The 16,053-nt window shown below is 60.4% G+C and carries 14 protein-coding genes; 5 read left to right on the top strand and 9 right to left on the bottom strand.

The genetic code is table 11. The features are described 5' to 3' along the window. Positions 1-59 precede the first annotated feature (59 nt). Positions 60-1,070 (bottom strand): aldo/keto reductase, encoded by a 1,011-nt coding sequence (locus L2D14_05365; protein WNK00855.1) that lies wholly within the window; start codon positions 1,068-1,070, stop codon positions 60-62. A 34-nt stretch (positions 1,071-1,104) separates the two neighbouring features. Further along, positions 1,105-2,079, bottom strand: a complete 975-nt coding sequence (locus L2D14_05360; protein WNK00854.1) for an aldo/keto reductase — start codon at positions 2,077-2,079, stop codon at positions 1,105-1,107. Positions 2,080-2,268: 189 nt separating this feature from the next. Between L2D14_05360 and L2D14_05355 the strand changes: the two genes are divergently transcribed. Then, positions 2,269-4,044, top strand: coding sequence for an NAD(P)/FAD-dependent oxidoreductase (locus tag L2D14_05355; protein ID WNK00853.1), 1,776 nt, complete (start codon positions 2,269-2,271; stop codon positions 4,042-4,044). On the opposite strand, the gene L2D14_05350 is transcribed toward L2D14_05355, so the two are convergent. Beyond that, entirely contained in the window at positions 4,045-4,827 is a 783-nt protein-coding gene (locus L2D14_05350; protein WNK00852.1) for an SDR family oxidoreductase, read from the bottom strand. 139 nt (positions 4,828-4,966) lie between these two features. On the opposite strand from L2D14_05350, the gene L2D14_05345 reads away from it, so the two are divergent. Then, entirely contained in the window at positions 4,967-5,797 is an 831-nt protein-coding gene (locus L2D14_05345) for an SDR family NAD(P)-dependent oxidoreductase (protein ID WNK00851.1), read from the top strand. A 3-nt stretch (positions 5,798-5,800) separates the two neighbouring features. On the opposite strand, the gene L2D14_05340 is transcribed toward L2D14_05345, so the two are convergent. From L2D14_05340 to L2D14_05315, 6 genes are all read right to left on the bottom strand, one after another. Then, positions 5,801-6,805, bottom strand: a complete 1,005-nt coding sequence (locus tag L2D14_05340; GenBank protein ID WNK00850.1) for an alcohol dehydrogenase catalytic domain-containing protein — start codon at positions 6,803-6,805, stop codon at positions 5,801-5,803. Positions 6,806-6,814: 9 nt separating this feature from the next. Then, the gene (locus L2D14_05335) at positions 6,815-7,576 is read right to left on the bottom strand and encodes an SDR family oxidoreductase (protein WNK00849.1); all 762 of its coding nucleotides are present in this window, start codon (positions 7,574-7,576) and stop codon (positions 6,815-6,817) included. Positions 7,577-7,672: 96 nt separating this feature from the next. After that, positions 7,673-8,083, bottom strand: a complete 411-nt coding sequence (locus tag L2D14_05330) for a universal stress protein (protein WNK00848.1) — start codon at positions 8,081-8,083, stop codon at positions 7,673-7,675. Between the two features lie 36 nt (positions 8,084-8,119). Beyond that, complete coding sequence (hisD, locus tag L2D14_05325; GenBank protein WNK00847.1) at positions 8,120-9,427, bottom strand: histidinol dehydrogenase; 1,308 nt, start codon at positions 9,425-9,427, stop codon at positions 8,120-8,122. A gap of 74 nt (positions 9,428-9,501) precedes the next feature. Further along, a complete protein-coding gene (locus L2D14_05320; protein WNK00846.1) occupies positions 9,502-11,820 on the bottom strand; it encodes a TRAP transporter large permease subunit in 2,319 nt (772 codons plus the stop codon). Positions 11,821-11,911: 91 nt separating this feature from the next. Beyond that, positions 11,912-13,030, bottom strand: a complete 1,119-nt coding sequence (locus L2D14_05315; GenBank protein WNK00845.1) for a TRAP transporter substrate-binding protein — start codon at positions 13,028-13,030, stop codon at positions 11,912-11,914. 411 nt (positions 13,031-13,441) lie between these two features. On the opposite strand from L2D14_05315, the gene L2D14_05310 reads away from it, so the two are divergent. The 3 genes from L2D14_05310 to L2D14_05300 all read left to right on the top strand — a co-directional run bounded on the left by L2D14_05310 (position 13,442) and on the right by L2D14_05300 (position 15,927). After that, positions 13,442-14,473, top strand: a complete 1,032-nt coding sequence (locus L2D14_05310) for a substrate-binding domain-containing protein (protein ID WNK00844.1) — start codon at positions 13,442-13,444, stop codon at positions 14,471-14,473. Between the two features lie 72 nt (positions 14,474-14,545). Continuing rightward, positions 14,546-14,929, top strand: coding sequence for a carboxymuconolactone decarboxylase family protein (locus tag L2D14_05305; GenBank protein ID WNK00843.1), 384 nt, complete (start codon positions 14,546-14,548; stop codon positions 14,927-14,929). After that, complete coding sequence (locus L2D14_05300) at positions 14,929-15,927, top strand: LLM class flavin-dependent oxidoreductase (GenBank protein WNK00842.1); 999 nt, start codon at positions 14,929-14,931, stop codon at positions 15,925-15,927. Before L2D14_05305 ends, L2D14_05300 begins: the two co-directional genes overlap by 1 nt. Positions 15,928-16,053 lie beyond the last annotated feature (126 nt).

Here is a 16,053-nt window from a genome sequence, read left to right as displayed (position 1 = left end):
GGTGTGATTAAATTTTATTCATAAATAATTAATCACACTCTGTCTGATATACGCTTAGCTCATGTATATGTGACGCGGCCCTGCGGCGGATCCTTTTGTTCGGTGTAACCGATTCCCAGCGGATAGCATCCCGGCACGAGCTTTTCGAAGAACGCTTCGTCTGCGGCGGTGAATGCGTGCTCGAGCGCGCCGAGATACGCTTTCCAGTGCGCCAGCGTACGCGGGCCGGTGACAATCGAACTGACGATCCTGTTGTTCAAAAGCCAGTTGATCGCCATGTCGCCCGCCGTCATGCCGCGCGCCTGGGCACGGGCCTTGATCTTCGCCGCTATGCGCAGGCAATCGCGGGTATAGACATCGCCATAGGTATCGATTTCCCCGGCGCCGCGCTTGGTGTCCTTGGCGGATCCGACATCCAGACCGTATTTCCCCGTCAGCACGCCCCGCGCCAGCGGGCTGTAAGGGACAACGCCAATGCCGAATTCTTGACAGGCCGGCAGATATTCCAGTTCCGGCACGCGATAGATCGCGTTATAGAACGGCTGCGCGATGACTGGCTTGGGCACGCCCAGTTCCCTGCACAGGTGCACCATGTCGGCGATCTTCCAGGCGCGGAAATTGCTGAACCCCCAATAGCGGACCTTGCCGGCACGGATCAGCTCGCCCATCGTCTCGAGGGTTTCAACCAGCGGCGTCGTCGGGTCGGCCCGGTGCAGGTAATAGATATCGACGTAATCCGTGCCAAGCCGCTTCAGGCTTGCGTTCAATCCGTCGATCATCCACGCCCGGCTGAGGCCGCGCTGGTTGGGGCCGTCGCCAACGGCCTTGGAGCCGAGCTTGGTCGCGACGACCCAGTCGGACCGATCCTTCTTGATCAGCTTGCCGACGATCTTTTCGGATTCCCCCATGACATAGGATTCAGCCGTATCGATGAAGTTGACCCCGGCGTCCCGCGCCAGCCCGACCATCTTCGCCGCGACCTGGGGGCTGGTCTGTTTACCGAACGTCATCGCACCGAGACAAATCGGCGACACCTTGAGACCGCTGGTCCCGAGCCCGGCGTATTTCATGCTATTCCCCCATTCGCACGCGGACGCACCCGCGTCAGCTTTGCTGTTCTTCGAGCCGATCCGTTGCCAGCGGCGGTGTGCGCCCGAGCTGGGCGATCTCTGCGTGCAGTTCCGGCGTCATGTCGATGCTTGGCGAGTCCAGTGACGGCTGAAGCTGCTCCAGGCTTCGGGCGCCGATGATCGGGCACGTCACCGCCGGATGTGCCGCCGCCCAGGCGACCGCAAGGCTGACCGGATGCACCCCCTTCGATTTCGCCAGTTCGGTGAACTTGCCGGCGGTCTCGAACACCCATTCCTCGCCGTAACGGTCGGTGTACTGTTTGTTCGTCATCAGACGGCCCTGTTCGGGGCGCTGGCCGGGACCGTACTTGCCGCTGAGCAGGCCGCCGCCAACCGGGCTGTAGGTGATGACGCCGAGGTTTTCCTCCAGCGCCAGCGGGAATATCTCGGATTCCACCTGACGCTTGACCAGCGAGTACATCGGCTGAATGACGTCGAAGCGCGGCCAGCCCATGCGTTCCGATATGCCGAGACCCTTGGCGGTCTGCCAGGCGGTATAGTTGCTGGCGCCGAGGTAAATGACCTTGCCCTGGGAGACGAGATTTTCCAGTGCGCGGAGCGTTTCCTCGAGCGGCACCTGCGTGTCCCAGCGGTGCATGAACAGAACGTCGAGCCGGTCCGTTTTCAGGCGCTTCAGGCTGGCCTCGACGGCCGTGGCGATATGGCGGCGGTTGCCGCCACGCATGTTGATGTCGTCGCCCATGGGGACGAAGCATTTCGACGTGATCACCAGATCGTCGCGTTCGGACGCCATCAGCTTGCCGAGGATGGTTTCCGCCTTGCCCTGCGAATAGCCGTTGGCGCAGTCGAAGAAGTTGATCCCCCGATCGCGGCACGCGGCATACATTTTCGCGGATTCCGCCTCATCGGCATCGCCGCCGAAAGACATGGTGCCGAAACACAGTTGCGACACCTTGACGCCGGTGCTGCCGAGCCATTTGTAATCCATAAGTCCCCCCGGAATTTCTGTCTTCTTGATCCGTTATGACACGTAATGTGTCCATTCTTGCATTCAAGTTCTGACGGGCAAGTATATAGCGCGGACAGACCATGCAAAGCCCTGTTACCGGTCTCTCGGCCCTTGATCCCTGTGGCCTGTGCCTTACCATCGCCTCCTCAATAAGAGATGGATTCGAACATGCCCAAAGACGCCGATACCGACCTTCCGCTGCTGGAAATCGCCGAAACCTGGCTCGCCGCGTTCAACGATGCCCTGGCATCGGGCGACACAGCCGCCGCCGCCGCGCTTTTCATGAAAGACGGCCACTGGCGCGATGTTCTGGCGTTCGACTGGCGGATTGCGACGGTCAGCGGCCCTGAAGCCATCGCCGCAAAACTGGCCGCCACACTGGCCACGGCGAAACCCTCCGATTTTCATCTCAGCGACGACCACGCGGGACCGCGCATGGTGACGCGCGCGGGCAGCGATTCCATCGAGGTTATCTTCGATTTTTCAACAGCCGTCGGCACCGGCTCGGGTGTGCTCCGGCTGCGTGAGGACATGGATGCGGATAATGAATGGCGCGCCTGGACCCTGTCGACAACGTTGCAGGCGCTGAACGGTTTTCCCGAGCGCACCAGCGCCGAGCGCGCCGGCGGCGATGCCTTCAGCCGCGAATGGGGTGGCGAGAACTGGCAGGATTTTCGCGACCGCCAGCGCGCCTATGAAGACCGCGACCCGGCGGTGCTGGTTGTCGGCGGCGGTCAGGCCGGGCTTGGCGTGGCGGCGCGGCTGACGCACCTGGGCGTGGATACGCTGATCATCGACAAGCATGAACGCATCGGCGACAACTGGCGAAAGCGCTACCACTCGCTGACGCTGCACAACGAAGTCTACGTCAACCACATGCCCTATATGCCGTTCCCGCCGACGTGGCCGGTGTATATCCCGAAAGACATGCTGGCCAACTGGTTCGAATGTTATGTCGAGGCGCTGGAACTGAATTACTGGACCGGCACCGAGATGACGTCGGCCGATTACGACGACGACAGGAATGAGTGGATCGTCACACTGAAAAAGAGCGACGGCAGCGAACGTATCGTCCGCCCGCGCCACGTCATCATGGCGACCGGCGCCAGCGGCATTCCGATCATGCCGGAGCTGCCGGGGCTGAAGGATTTCAAGGGCGAGGTGATGCATTCCGGCGCCTATGAAATCGGCCACAAATGGGCCGGCAAGAAAGCGATGGTCATCGGCACCGGCAACAGCGCGCACGATGTTGCCCAGGACCTGCACGCCTGCGGCGTCAAGACGACGATGATCCAGCGCGCATCGTCGCACATCGTCAGCCTTAAGGAAGCGCAGCGGGTGTATCTGCTGTATGCCGAAGGACCGTCGATCGACGATTGCGACTTGCTGGCGACATCGTTCCCGTTTCCGGTTCTCAAGGTCGCCTACAAACGCGCCACGCAGATGTCGAAGGAGATCGACAAGCCCCTGCTCGACAGACTGGAAGCACGCGGCTTTCGCACCAATGACGGGGTCGACGACTGCGGCTTCCAGATGAGCTATCTGCAGCGCGGCGGCGGATATTATTTCGACGTCGGCTGCTCGGAACTGATCGCCGACGGTGAAATCGATATCGTCAATTATGCCGACATCGATAGCTTCTGCGACAAGGGCGCCCGGCTCAAGGACGGCACCGTTCTTGAGGCCGATCTGATCGTCATGGCCACCGGCTACAAGATGCAGCAGGAAACCGTGCGCCAGTTCATGGGCGACGAGATCGCCGACAAGGTCGGCCCGGTCTGGGGATTCAGCGACGGCGGCGAGTTGAACAACATGTGGTGCCGCACGCCGCAGCCGGGGTTATGGTTCACCGCCGGCTCGCTGGCGCAGTGCCGGATCTATTCCCGCTTCCTGGCGTTGCAGATCAAGGCCCTCGAAGAAGGCCTGATCACACACGACACCTGATCACACAGCCTTCGAGAGACCACCGTCGACGTTGATCGCCGCACCGGAAATATAAGACCCCCGGTCCGAGCACAGCAGGCACGCGATGGCGGCAAATTCCTCGGGCGTGCCGAGCCGCCCCATGGGCTGGGTTTTGCCTTCTTCGTCGTACCACTCGTCGAGCGTCAGCCCGCGCTCGTCTTTTTCATGGCGTTTTTCCCATTGTTCGCTGCGGATCTTGCCGACGTGCAGCGAGTTGACGAGCACGTTGTGCGCGGCATTCTCGTTTGCCAGCACCTTCATGATGGCCATGCCGGCAGCCCTGGTAACGGCGGTCGGCGCCCCTTCGGCGGGCGGGGTCTTGGCGCCGGAATTCAGCACGTTGATGATGCGCCCCCATTTCCGTTCACGCATGCCGGGGATGACAAGGCGGGCGAAACGGATCGCCGAGAAAACCTTGAGGTCGAAATCTTCCTGCCAGTCTTCGTCGCTGATGTCGAGAAACGGACCGCGCCGGGACGTGCCGGCGTTATTAACCAGAATGTCGATCTGGCCGAGCGCTGCCTGGGCTTCGCTGAAGGCACGGGTGCATTCGGATGCCTGGCGGATATCCGCCGAGATCGCCACCACCTTGCCGCCACCCGCCGAGGTGATTTCCGCCTTGGCCTGATCGAGAATTTCCTGACGCCGCGCAACGATGGCGACATTGCCGCCCGAGCTTACGAATTCCCGGGCCATGGCCTTGCCGAGACCGGCGCTGCCGCCGGTGATGATCGCGTTGCGGCCGTCCATACGTACTTCCATGAATGTGTCCTCCCCAAATGTGTTTGTTCATAGGTGCTGCCTGTAACGGCGTCTTTCAAGAGTGTACCTTGATGCGTTGAGCGTTGACCACGATCCTCGGCATGGCATGCTTACGGAATCGAAAACGAGGGAGGTCCATATGCCCGAAACCCTTTTCAAGGCCGGCAACACCGCCGTTATCACCGGTGCCGCGCTCGGCATCGGCCGTGCCGCCGCGCACCGTTTCGCCGCTCTCGGCATGCGGGTTTGCATGGCCGATCTGGCGTCCGAAGATTTCGATGCCGCACTGGACGTCGTCCGCAAAGCCGCCGCCGATCCGGAACACGTCATGGCCGTCAGCGCCGACGTCGCCGACTTGGGCCAGATGAGCAAACTGCGCGACACCGTCACCGGCAGGTTCGGCCCTGTCGATGTCCTGATGAACAATGCCGTGAGCCGTGTCGGCCCCGGTTTCTGGGATGACCTCAATGACTGGCGGCGCACCGTCGACGTCAACCTGTGGGGTGTCATTCATGGCGTCAGGGCCTTTGTACCCGGGATGATCGAAAGCGGCCGGCCGGGATACGTCATCAACATGGGCTCCAAACAGGGCATCACCAATCCGCCCGGCAACACCGTCTATAACCTGACCAAGGCGGCGATCAAATCCTTCACGGAAAGCCTGCAACACGAACTGCGCAACGGCGATAATCCGAACGTCTCGGCGCATCTGGTGATCCCCGGCTGGACAACCACCGGGCACCGCGAACACAAACCCGGCGCGTGGCTGCCCGAACAGGTCGTCGACGTGATGATGCCCCGGATCGAGAACGGCGATTTCTATATCGTCTGCCCCGACGGCGAAGTGACGCCGGGCATGGACCGCGCCCGCATCCTGTGGAGCGCCGGCGACGTCACCGAAAACCGTCCGGCGCTGTCGCGCTGGCACGGCGGTTACGGCGATGCCTTCAAGGCTTTCGAGACGGATTAGAACCTACAAAGAAGCCGGGTGGAGGATGATCTTGGCCGCCCCGGTGCGGCCTTCGAGCAGGTCGTCGAAGGCCTGAATACCGTCTTCGAGGCCGCGTGCCTCGATCCAGTCGAGATCGCCGAGCGCGCCTGACGCCATCGCCGCCAGCGTGGCGCGAAAATCCGTCATGGTATAGGTGTAGGCGCCGACGAAGGTGATTTCCTGCAGCGTTACGCGCCGGGCATCGAAGCCGTCGGTCCCATCGCCCAAGCCGATATGCACGATCACCGAACCGGGCCGGGCCGAACGCACCGCCGCGGCGCGGGTATGCTTGTTGCCCACCGCATCGATGACGACATCGGCGAAGCCCGCATCCAGCGCGCCGTCAACAGTGGGATCGACGACCTTGTCGAAGCCCTGCGAGAAGGCCGTCTTGCGGCGCAATTCGTTGGTTTCGCCAACCGTCACGTCTGAGCAGCCGAAGGCCCTGAGCGCCAGTGCCGCCCCCAGCCCGACGGCCCCCGATCCCATGACCAGTGCACGGGCTTCGGCCAGCGGCCTCGCCGCGTGACGGTCGGCCAGCGCCACCCCGTGCCACGACGTCGCCAGCGGCTCGGCCAGCGCGGCATGGGTCAGGTCGAGATTTTCCGGCACCTCGATCATGTTGCGCGCCGGGATCACGATCTTTTCGGCGAACGCGCCCTGGCGTGGCGGCATCGAGATGATTTCCCGCTTGGCGCACAGGTTCTCGCGGCCCGACAGACAATCGCGGCACACCCCGCATGTCACCAGCGGATTGACGACCACGCGCTTGCCGTCATGCATGCCGCCACGGACCACGCCCGCGGCCTCGTGTCCCAGGATCAGCGGCGCCGGACGGCGCTCGTCATGACCGAGATAGGCATGCATGTCCGATCCGCAAATGCCGACCGCACCGACCTCGATCAGGACATCGCCTGCTTCGGCTTCGGGGTCCGGGGAATCCTGAAAGACGATCTGTTTCGGACCGGTATAGACGAGTGCTTTCATCGAAGCCTCCTACTTGGCGGTAAAGCCGCCGTCGACGGGGATCGTCTGGCCGGTGATGTAGGCCGACGCGGGCGAGGCCAGAAATACCGTTATGCCGTCAAGGTCCGCGAGTTCGCCGTTGCGCCCGATGGCCGTCATTTTCGCATTGTGCGCGACGAGTTGCGGATTGTTGAAAACCGCCTGAGTCAGCTCGGTCGGAAAAAACCCGGGGGCAACGGCGTTGGCGTTGATTTTATCCTTCGACCACGCTTCGGCCATGGCGCGGGTCAATTGCACGACCCCGCCCTTCGACGCGCCATACGGCATGGAGTTGGCAAACGCCCGGTAGCTTTGCAGCGATGCGATGTTGATGATCCGGCCATAGCCCTTATCGGCCATCCCCGGCACACAGGCGCGGGCCAGGAAAAACGGCACGCTCAGGTTCAGGTGAATGGTCCTGTCCCAACTTTCCATGCTGATCTCGGCCCACGGTTCACGCAGGTTTATGCCCGCCGCATTGACGAGGATCGTCGGCGCCCCGAACGGTGCGGTGGCGCGGGCATACAGATCGTCGATGACGGCCTTGTCGTTCAGGTCGGCGGTCACGGTCTCTGCCGCGCCGCCTGCCTCTGTAATCGACGCCTGCGCCTCGCCAAGACGCGCTTCGTTCCGACCGGCAAGTATCACCTTGGCACCGGCCCCCGCCAGCGCACCGGCCATGCGCCGGCCGATGCCGGAAGATGCGCCGGTGACCAGAGCGACAGAACCAGTAAGATCAAATTGCGACGGCATAGGTCGTTTTTCCAATCCCATCCCTTCAAGGATGACGTAAGACTATTTCAGCCAGCAACGCTTCAGCCAGGTGCAATCACCGATCCTGCCACACCGTCAGGAGTCGCGATGCACATGGACTGCGCAGGGCGCGTGCCTGACCACCCGCGCGGCGGTCGAACCGATAAAGTAGTCAGTGATATCCGGTTTATGGGACCCGATGACGATACAATCACAACCATGCTCGACGGCGTAATCGATGATCTTGCGATGGGCTTCTCCGCGAATGATGTCTGTGACGACACCGTCAAGATGAGAGACCTTCTCCCGCAAAATCTCGGCTGCCTTATCGAAACCCTTTTGGATGACATCGTCACCAACATAGGCGGAGACCGAACCCTTCGGCACCTCGAATACATGCAGGGCGACGATCGACCCTCCCGGCGACAAAAGTGCCCGGGCGATCTCCAAAGTCTGTGGTGAAATTCCATGGTCCAATGCCATGGGTACTAGGACCTTTTGATACATCGTTGCTCCCTTTGATTTTCCGTGCCCTACGCCAAACTATCCTTTGGCTGTAAGGTCGAAGTTTTCACCTGGGAAGTACTTGGCAAGCCTGACATCCGCAGCCCGTGCATGGCCTTCCATCCCTTCCAGTCTCGAAATCCGCGCGGTCGCTTCGGCAACTTTCTTGGCGCCTTCGCGGGTGGCCCGTTGCCAGGTCACGATCTTCATATACTTGTGGACACTGAGGCCGCCCGTATACGTGGCTGCTCCCGAGGTTGGCAGAACATGGTTGGTCCCGGAAGCCTTGTCCCCATAAGAGACAGTGGTTTCTTCGCCGAGAAACAGCGACCCATAACATTGTAACCGACCCAGCCACCAATCCAGATCATCCGCCTGAACGGTCAGATGCTCCGGCGCATATTCGTCCGACGTTCTGGCCATTTCCTCGCGGTCTGAACAGACAATCACCTCGGCATAATCGCGCCATGCCGCTTCTGCATTCCCACGGTTGAGTTCCGGCAGGTCAGCGATAAGGTCCGGCACACGGGCCATGACATCCTCAGCCAACGGCCGATGGTCGGTAACCAGCCAAACCGGTGAGTTGTAACCGTGCTCCGCCTGGCTAACGAGATCGGTGGCAACGATATGGGCATCGGCATCCTTGTCGGCCAGGATCAAGCTGTCCGTCGGACCGGCGATCATGTCGATGCCGACACGGCCATACAGCATGCGCTTTGCCTCAGCGACAAACTGATTGCCCGGACCGACAATGATGTTCGCCTTGGGCTGTCCGAACAAGCCGAACGCCATGGACGCCACAGCCTGCACTCCGCCGATGGCCATAATCGTATCCGCGCCGCAAACATGCGCCGCATAAGCGACCCCCGGATCGACGCCCGTTTCAGGCTGAGGCGCGGAACAAACCGAAATATGCTGGCACCCGGCGACAGCAGCCGTCGTCACCGTCATGATGGCGCTGGCGATATGGCGGTACCGCCCCGCCGGCACGTAACAGCCGGCGGCGGATACCGGTATCGCTTTTTGTCCGGCAATCAGTCCCTCATTTATCTCGTACTCGAAATCCGCAACCGTGTTCTTTTGGGCTTCCGCGAACCGGCGGACGTTGTCGTAAGCAAAGAGAATATCGTCCTTAAGCTTTTGCGGAAGCTTTGCCCCCGCGGCTTCGATCTCTTCTGGCGACAGTACGATATTGCCCTCGTACTTATCGAACTTCGCGGCATACTCGAGCGCTTTTTCTTCACCGCCCGCTTCAATCTCGGCAAGGATCGTGGAAACGATTTCAGCCGTTTCGCTAGAATCCGAGCGCGATGTCAACGTGGCTTTCTTAAGGTACTCGCGGGTCATTTTTCCTGGTCCTCTTGTAAGTGCCGACAGACGAGAAGCTCATCCAATCGAATGGTATACGTCACTCACGCCCCCTAATTTCCGTAAATATAGTTAGGAAGCCACAAGGCAATTTGCGGGAACACGAAGATCAACGTGAGCCCAATCAGCTGGATCACCATGAACTGCATCATTCCCAAATAGATATCGCGCAGGTCCCACTCCGGGACAACGCCCTTCAGGAAGTATGCGGAAAGCGCAACGGGTGGGCTCAGCCATGCCGTTTGCAAATTGACAGCGACAAGTATCGCGAACCAGATCAACAAGTCGTTCTGGTTCTCAAATCCAAGATCAAGCGACGTTACCGTCGGGACCAGGATGGGAACGATAATAAGGACGATCGGCACCCATTCCAGCGGCCATCCGAGCAGGAAGATCAACGCCATGATCAAGATCAGAATAAAAACGGGCGACATATCGAGCGTCAGTAGAAGCTCTGTCAGCATCGTTGGCGTACCGAGGTTCGAGAACACGGCCCCAAAGAAGTTCGACGCCGCCACCAGGAACATGATCAGAACCGTGATCTCCAGGCTTTTGATCAAAGCGCTATAAAGCTCCTCGATCGAAAACTTGCCATAAAGCATGGATAGAAGCACCGCACCGAATGCGCCGCAGGCCGAAGCTTCGGCAGGTGTCGCCCAACCGGCAAGGATTGAGCCCAGCGCAAATGCGATGAGCACGGTCGGCGGCACGAGGCCCATGAAAAACTCGTACCAAAGGTCCGAGAAATAGAAGCCACCGGGGCGTGTTTTCCCGAGCCACCTATAGACGGCCCACATCACGCCAATCCAGGCGAACGGAACAATCAACGCACCCATGGGGAAGCCGAAGCCGTTCGTTATCCCATGCGTGATCAGCCAGATCAGGAAGACGAGCGCGCCCATAACCATCGCCACTTCGAGCAGATAGAAGCTGGACGTTTCAGGCTGCTCGTCCGGCGGCAGAATGGGGCCGAGGCTTGGATTGATGAAACACCGTCCGAGCGCATACAGCATGTAGAGCCCCGCGAGCATGATGCCGGGGATGATCGCCGCGCGGAACAAATCCGTGACAGGCACCTCGAGGACCGGCCCCATGACAATCAACATGATCGAAGGCGGGATCAGAATACCGAGCGTCCCGCCCGCTGTGATCGTCCCTGCGGCGAGTTTCACATCATACCCAGAGCGGTTCATCGTGCGCGCAGCCATGATCCCGAGGATCGTGACCGATGCGCCGACGATGCCCGTTGCGGCCGCGAAGATGGTCGACACGAACAGGATGGCGATGAATAGCGCGCCCCTTGTCCGGCTCATCATCATTTGAACGGCCTGGAACAAACGTTCCATCAATCCGGCTTTCTCCATCACAATCCCCATCAAGATGAAGAGCGGAACCGCAACCAACTGGTCGCTCAGCATCACGGAATTGGTTTGCAGGGCCATAAGGAATGTGGCGAGTTTGAAGTTCGCACCCCAAGTCCCAAAGGCGAACCCGAGGAAAATGAGGGTGAAGGAAATCGGAAAACCGACGAAGATCGAGAACAGCATCACCGCGAGCATGATGAGGCCGATTACCGGTTTAGAAATGTCGACCTGTCCCTCGTGGTTAAACGTTTCGTTCCACCAGTCTGTGATTGGCACAACATCGGGGAAGAACACCGCACCGACCAACACAAGCAAGGCAACGCCATAAAGAGGGAGTACGCGCAGGAAGAGCCGTTCGCGTTCCTTGCCCATTTTATGGAATGCGCGAAACAGTTCCGGGAAGCCTTGCAAAAGAAGCAGAAAACCGCCCACCGGCATCGCAAGACGGGCCGGCCATAAGATCGGCGCCCACGTCGAGTCACTCGCTTGTTCACCGATGGCAAATGCCTTGTACCAGTACTCCGCCGAGACCCAGGTAAAGAACAACATTGCAGGAATATAGAGTGCCAAATACAGCGTTGCATCGACGGTCGCCTGCGTCTTGGGGGACCAGTTTCGATACAAGAAGTCGGCGCGAATATGAACACCGCGCATCAATGCGTAACCGGACGCTGCCATAAATATGACGCCGCCCAGCATTCGGCTGATATCGTAAACCCATAAAGTCGGACCAAGTCCCCACGAAATGGCCACGTCGTTCATGTCCATCTCTGTCAATACCGCGAACGCATTGCGCGAGAAAACTTCGTAAACAATGGCCAAAACCAATGGGATCATCAGAACGCAGATGATGCGGCCTACCCACAGGTTGAGAACATCAATGGAGGCCGTGATCGGGCGCTGCCAGGGCGTCATGTCTTCCGGCGTCTCGCCCGGCGCTTCCGTGCGCGCTTCGGCGATCAATTCGTCCGTCGTATCAAGTTTATCCATCTCGACTTTGTCGGCCATGATGCCCCCCACCCGATAAATTCGGCGTTATCATTTTGAAATGTTTAAAGAGAAAGGCGGGGCCTTGACGGCCCCGCCTCCCAATTTGGTCTTACTTCTTTTTCACGCTGTCTGCGAACGCCTTACCCAGGCTCGCATTTGACGCTTGGGCACCAGCCCAGAAAGGAACCGCGATCGCTGCGAAATCCTTCTGGCTTTGCCAGACTTTGGCGAAGAATGCGTTCTCGGCCGCATTCTTCTCGAGGGCAGCTTTCGCCGCGTTCATGTACGCCGGGAAATAGTCGGCCGGGGTATCATGAAGCTGCACGCCGTGATTTTCGGTCAGGTCCTTGAGGGCCTTGCCGTTCTCGTAGATCCGATAAGACATAGCCTTCGAGAGCGATGCATTGGCTGCAACTTCGAGGGCTTTCTTCTCGAGAGCCGAGAGTTTGTTGTAAACGTCGCCATTGATATACATGTCGGCGTTCACGACGACCTGGTGCAGGCCTTGCAGATAGTAGTGCTTGAGCACTTTCTGGAAGCCGAACACGCTGTCCGGTTTCGGGCAGCACCACTCGGCAGCATCGATCGTGCCTTTTTCAAGCGCCGGCAGAATATCCCCGCCACCCATGGCGACGGAGGCAACACCGATGTCTTTGTAGGTCTGACCCGGAATGCCCGGCGGCGTGCGGAAGCGGTACTTGCGGAAGTCGTCCATGGAATTGATCGGCTCTTTGAACCAGCCGAGCGCTTCCGGACCGACCGGCTGCAGCATGAAGCCCTTCACATTGACGCCCATTTCTTTCCAGAGTTGGTCGTACAGCTCTTTACCGCCGCCGTACTGGAACCAGGAAACGAAGGCGATGTTGTCGATGCCGACACCGGCACCTGCAACCGGCGAGCCGAACAGCATGGCCGCCGGGTGCTTACCGGACCAGTAGTGAGTCCATGCGAACCCGCCTTCGATCAAACCGCTATCAACGGCGTCGAGGGTTTCTTTAACACCCACGACGGCCCCAGCGGGCAACACTTCGATTTCAAGCGAGCCGCTCGTCAAAGCCTTCACGTCCTTTGCGAAATCGTTCAACATGAAGACTTCGTCGGCCTTAGCCGGGATCACCGACTGAACGCGGATTTTGGTCTTTGCGTCGGCAATGCCGGGCGCCGAGACAAAGGCAACCGCGAGCGCGGCAGCGCAAAGCCCCTTGATGGTTTTACTTACACGAAACATAAATCGTCTCCTCCAATTGCTGTCGTTTTTGGTTCCGCCTAGTGCGCAGAGAAAATCCGCCCGGGCCTGCGCTAGGGATCGTCAAACAGGGATTGGAAAGTAAAACCGAAAGAAGGAAGAAGGCGCGATGCGAAAAGGCCGGCCAAGTACCGGTCCCCATGGCATCAGAGTCTTTGACTCCCCACCCCAACATTAAACCTCCCAAATCGCCCCGTACCCGGGGATTTTTTATCGGGCATTGCCTGCCTCTTCTTACAAATCTCAATAATGAGACTATACATCCCATTATTGCATGCTTCTGCTCTCCGCGCAAAATATATCTTGCATCAAAAATGTAAGCGCTTACAAGAATTGCAGCATCGCATTATCAATTTGCAGAGTCAATTCTGTTCTGGAGCATCAGGGTTCCCCATGCCGGACAAGCATCCGAACACCCCCAACCTGCAGGATATCGCCACCGCCGCCGGCGTCTCGACGGCAACGGTGTCGCGGGTGCTGAACAGCCCCGCCGATGTGCGCCCTATCCTGCGCGAACGGGTCGAGACGCAGATCCGCGCCCTTGGTTATGTCCGCCACGGTGCGGCACGGGCACTGGCGTCGGCACGCTCGCACACCATCGGCGCCGTCATCCCGACCCTTGAGAGCGCAATTTTCGCCAGCGGCGTCAATGCCGTCGAAAACCGACTGACAGAAGCCCGTTACACCCTTTTGCTGGCAGTCACCAATTACGATCTGGATCATGAATACGAACAGGTGCAGGCATTGATCGAACGCGGTGTCGACGGCATGATTCTGGTCGGCAGCCAGCATAACGCCGACACCCTGACCATGCTGTCGCGCCAGGACTGCCCGTTCGTCACCACATGGACCTATGCCCCCGATGCCGCATATCCCTGCGTCGGCTTCGACAATCCGGGGGCGGCACGGCGCATCACCGAGCACCTTCTTGATCTCGGCCACAAGCGGATCGGCGTCATCGCCGGCCTTGGCGACAGCAACGACCGGGCACGCGAACGCGTCATCGGCGTCAGGACGGCCTTGCATGCCCGCGGCATCGAGCTGGCGCCTGACGCGTTGATCGAAAAACCTTACGAAGTCAGCGAAGGCCGCGATGCCTTTCGCACCCTGATGCGGTTGCCGAAAAAACACCGCCCGAGCGGTATCTTCTGCGGCAACGATGTGCTTGCCGTCGGCGCCATCTTGGAAGCCCAGCACCTCGGCATCCGGGTCCCCGAGGATGTTTCCATCGTCGGCTTCGACGATCTGCCGCTGGCCGAGCACCTGTCGCCGGGCCTGACCACGGTGCATGTCCCGAGCCGCCGCATGGGCGAACGCGCCGCCGAGTACCTTCTTGACTGTATTGCCGGCGAGATGCCCGAGCCCCGCAACGAACTGCCGACCGACATCATGGTCCGCGGCACCACGGCACCGCCGCCGCAATAGCCCTCGCGCCGCTTGCCGCCGGGCGACGGTCGGGTATGCTGCCCTGCAAATCCGAACACACGGGAGGGACTCATGGATCAATCGCAATACGATGCCGGCATGAAGGTACGCCGCGAAGTGCTGGGCGATGAATACGTCGACCGCGCCGTCGCCGCCACCGACGAACTGACGAAACCGCTGCAGGATCTGGTCAACGAGTACGGCTGGGGCGCGTGCTGGACGCGGCCCGGGCTTGACCGCCGCACCCGCAGCTTCATGAACATCGCCATGCTGACGGCGCTGAACCGGCCGCACGAGTTGGCGGTGCACCTGAAAGGCGCGATGAACAACGGCCTGAGCCGCGAGGAAATCGTCGAGGCCGTGCTGCAGACCGCGATCTACTGCGGCCTGCCCGCGGCGCTGGACAGCATGCGCCACGTCAAGAAAGCCTTCGAAGACGCAGACGCGGCCGGCTGATGGTCGCCCTTTCCGTTCTCGACCAGTCGACCGCCGCCGCCGGCGTCCCTCAGGCGCAGGCCATTCGCGACACCGTGGCGCTGGCGAAATACTGCGAAGATCTAGGCTACAAACGATTCTGGGTGTCGGAGCACCACAACCATCCGACGATCGTCGGCTCGGCGCCGGAAATCGTCATGGCGGCGATCGCCCAGACAACCGCACGCATCCGTATCGGCAGCGCCGGGATCATGCTGCCGCACTATGCATCGCTGAAAGTCGCCGAACAGTTCCGCGTCCTCGACGCCCTGGCGCCGGGGCGTATCGATCTCGGTCTCGGCCGCGCGCCGGGCTCGGACGGCAAGACGGCCTTTGCGCTGAACCCCAACGCCCACGAAGATGCCGAGCACTTCCCCGCCAACGTCCGCGATCTGATGGCCTGGGTCACCGGCGAACCGCTGATCGCCGGCCATCCCTTCAACGGGCTGGTAGCCCAGCCCCAGGGTGAGACGGCGCCGGAAATGTGGATGCTCGGCACGTCCGATTACGGCGCCCGGGTCGCGGCGCATTTCGGCATGCCCTATTGCTTTGCGCATTTCATCACCGACGGGCGCGGTGTCGAACGCGCGTTTCAGGTCTATCGCGACAACTACCAGCCCAGCGAACGCTATCCCGACCCCATCGCCAATGTCTGTGTCTGGGCATTGGCGGCGGAAACCGACGCCGACGCCGAGCGCCTGTTCACGTCACGCGCACACTGGAAGGTACGGCGCGAGATGGGCGATCTTCTCCCCATCCAGTCACCGGACAGCATCGAAGGCTTCGAATACACCCAGGGCGAGAAAGCCCGCATCGCCGAGCTGCGTGCCGGCGCCATCATCGGCACCGGGCAAAGCGTTTATCAGCAACTGGAAACGCTGGCTGGGAAACTCGGCATCGACGAAGCCGTGGTCCTGACCTGGACCCATGCCCAGGAAGACCGCCGCAATTCATACCGGTTGTTGGCGGAGGCGAAATAGGCAATCCAGGAAGCCGTCATTCCAGCACTCTATACCGTCATTCCGGCGAAGGCCGGAATCCAGTGCAATCGGCACGGCCTGTGATGGAACGGCAGACCTGGACCCCGGCCTACGCCGGGGTGACGG

This window comes from Thalassospiraceae bacterium LMO-JJ14 (assembly GCA_021555105.2).
Lineage (GTDB): Bacteria > Pseudomonadota > Alphaproteobacteria > Rhodospirillales > Casp-alpha2 > UBA4479.
Note: the sequence above shows the minus strand (reverse complement) of the source record. Positions and strands in the feature narration are given on the sequence as shown.

What these genes read in the sequence shown, in the direction of transcription:
- L2D14_05365 (WNK00855.1), bottom strand. Translation starts at nt 1,070, where the DNA reads ATGAAATACGCCGGGCTCGGGACCAGCGGTCTCAAGGTGTCGCCGATT.
- L2D14_05360 (WNK00854.1), bottom strand. Translation starts at nt 2,079, where the DNA reads ATGGATTACAAATGGCTCGGCAGCACCGGCGTCAAGGTGTCGCAACTG.
- L2D14_05355 (WNK00853.1), top strand. Translation starts at nt 2,269, where the DNA reads ATGCCCAAAGACGCCGATACCGACCTTCCGCTGCTGGAAATCGCCGAA.
- L2D14_05350 (WNK00852.1), bottom strand. Translation starts at nt 4,827, where the DNA reads ATGGAAGTACGTATGGACGGCCGCAACGCGATCATCACCGGCGGCAGC.
- L2D14_05345 (WNK00851.1), top strand. Translation starts at nt 4,967, where the DNA reads ATGCCCGAAACCCTTTTCAAGGCCGGCAACACCGCCGTTATCACCGGT.
- L2D14_05340 (WNK00850.1), bottom strand. Translation starts at nt 6,805, where the DNA reads ATGAAAGCACTCGTCTATACCGGTCCGAAACAGATCGTCTTTCAGGAT.
- L2D14_05335 (WNK00849.1), bottom strand. Translation starts at nt 7,576, where the DNA reads ATGCCGTCGCAATTTGATCTTACTGGTTCTGTCGCTCTGGTCACCGGC.
- L2D14_05330 (WNK00848.1), bottom strand. Translation starts at nt 8,083, where the DNA reads ATGTATCAAAAGGTCCTAGTACCCATGGCATTGGACCATGGAATTTCA.
- hisD (WNK00847.1), bottom strand. Translation starts at nt 9,427, where the DNA reads ATGACCCGCGAGTACCTTAAGAAAGCCACGTTGACATCGCGCTCGGAT.
- L2D14_05320 (WNK00846.1), bottom strand. Translation starts at nt 11,820, where the DNA reads ATGGCCGACAAAGTCGAGATGGATAAACTTGATACGACGGACGAATTG.
- L2D14_05315 (WNK00845.1), bottom strand. Translation starts at nt 13,030, where the DNA reads ATGTTTCGTGTAAGTAAAACCATCAAGGGGCTTTGCGCTGCCGCGCTC.
- L2D14_05310 (WNK00844.1), top strand. Translation starts at nt 13,442, where the DNA reads ATGCCGGACAAGCATCCGAACACCCCCAACCTGCAGGATATCGCCACC.
- L2D14_05305 (WNK00843.1), top strand. Translation starts at nt 14,546, where the DNA reads ATGGATCAATCGCAATACGATGCCGGCATGAAGGTACGCCGCGAAGTG.
- L2D14_05300 (WNK00842.1), top strand. Translation starts at nt 14,929, where the DNA reads ATGGTCGCCCTTTCCGTTCTCGACCAGTCGACCGCCGCCGCCGGCGTC.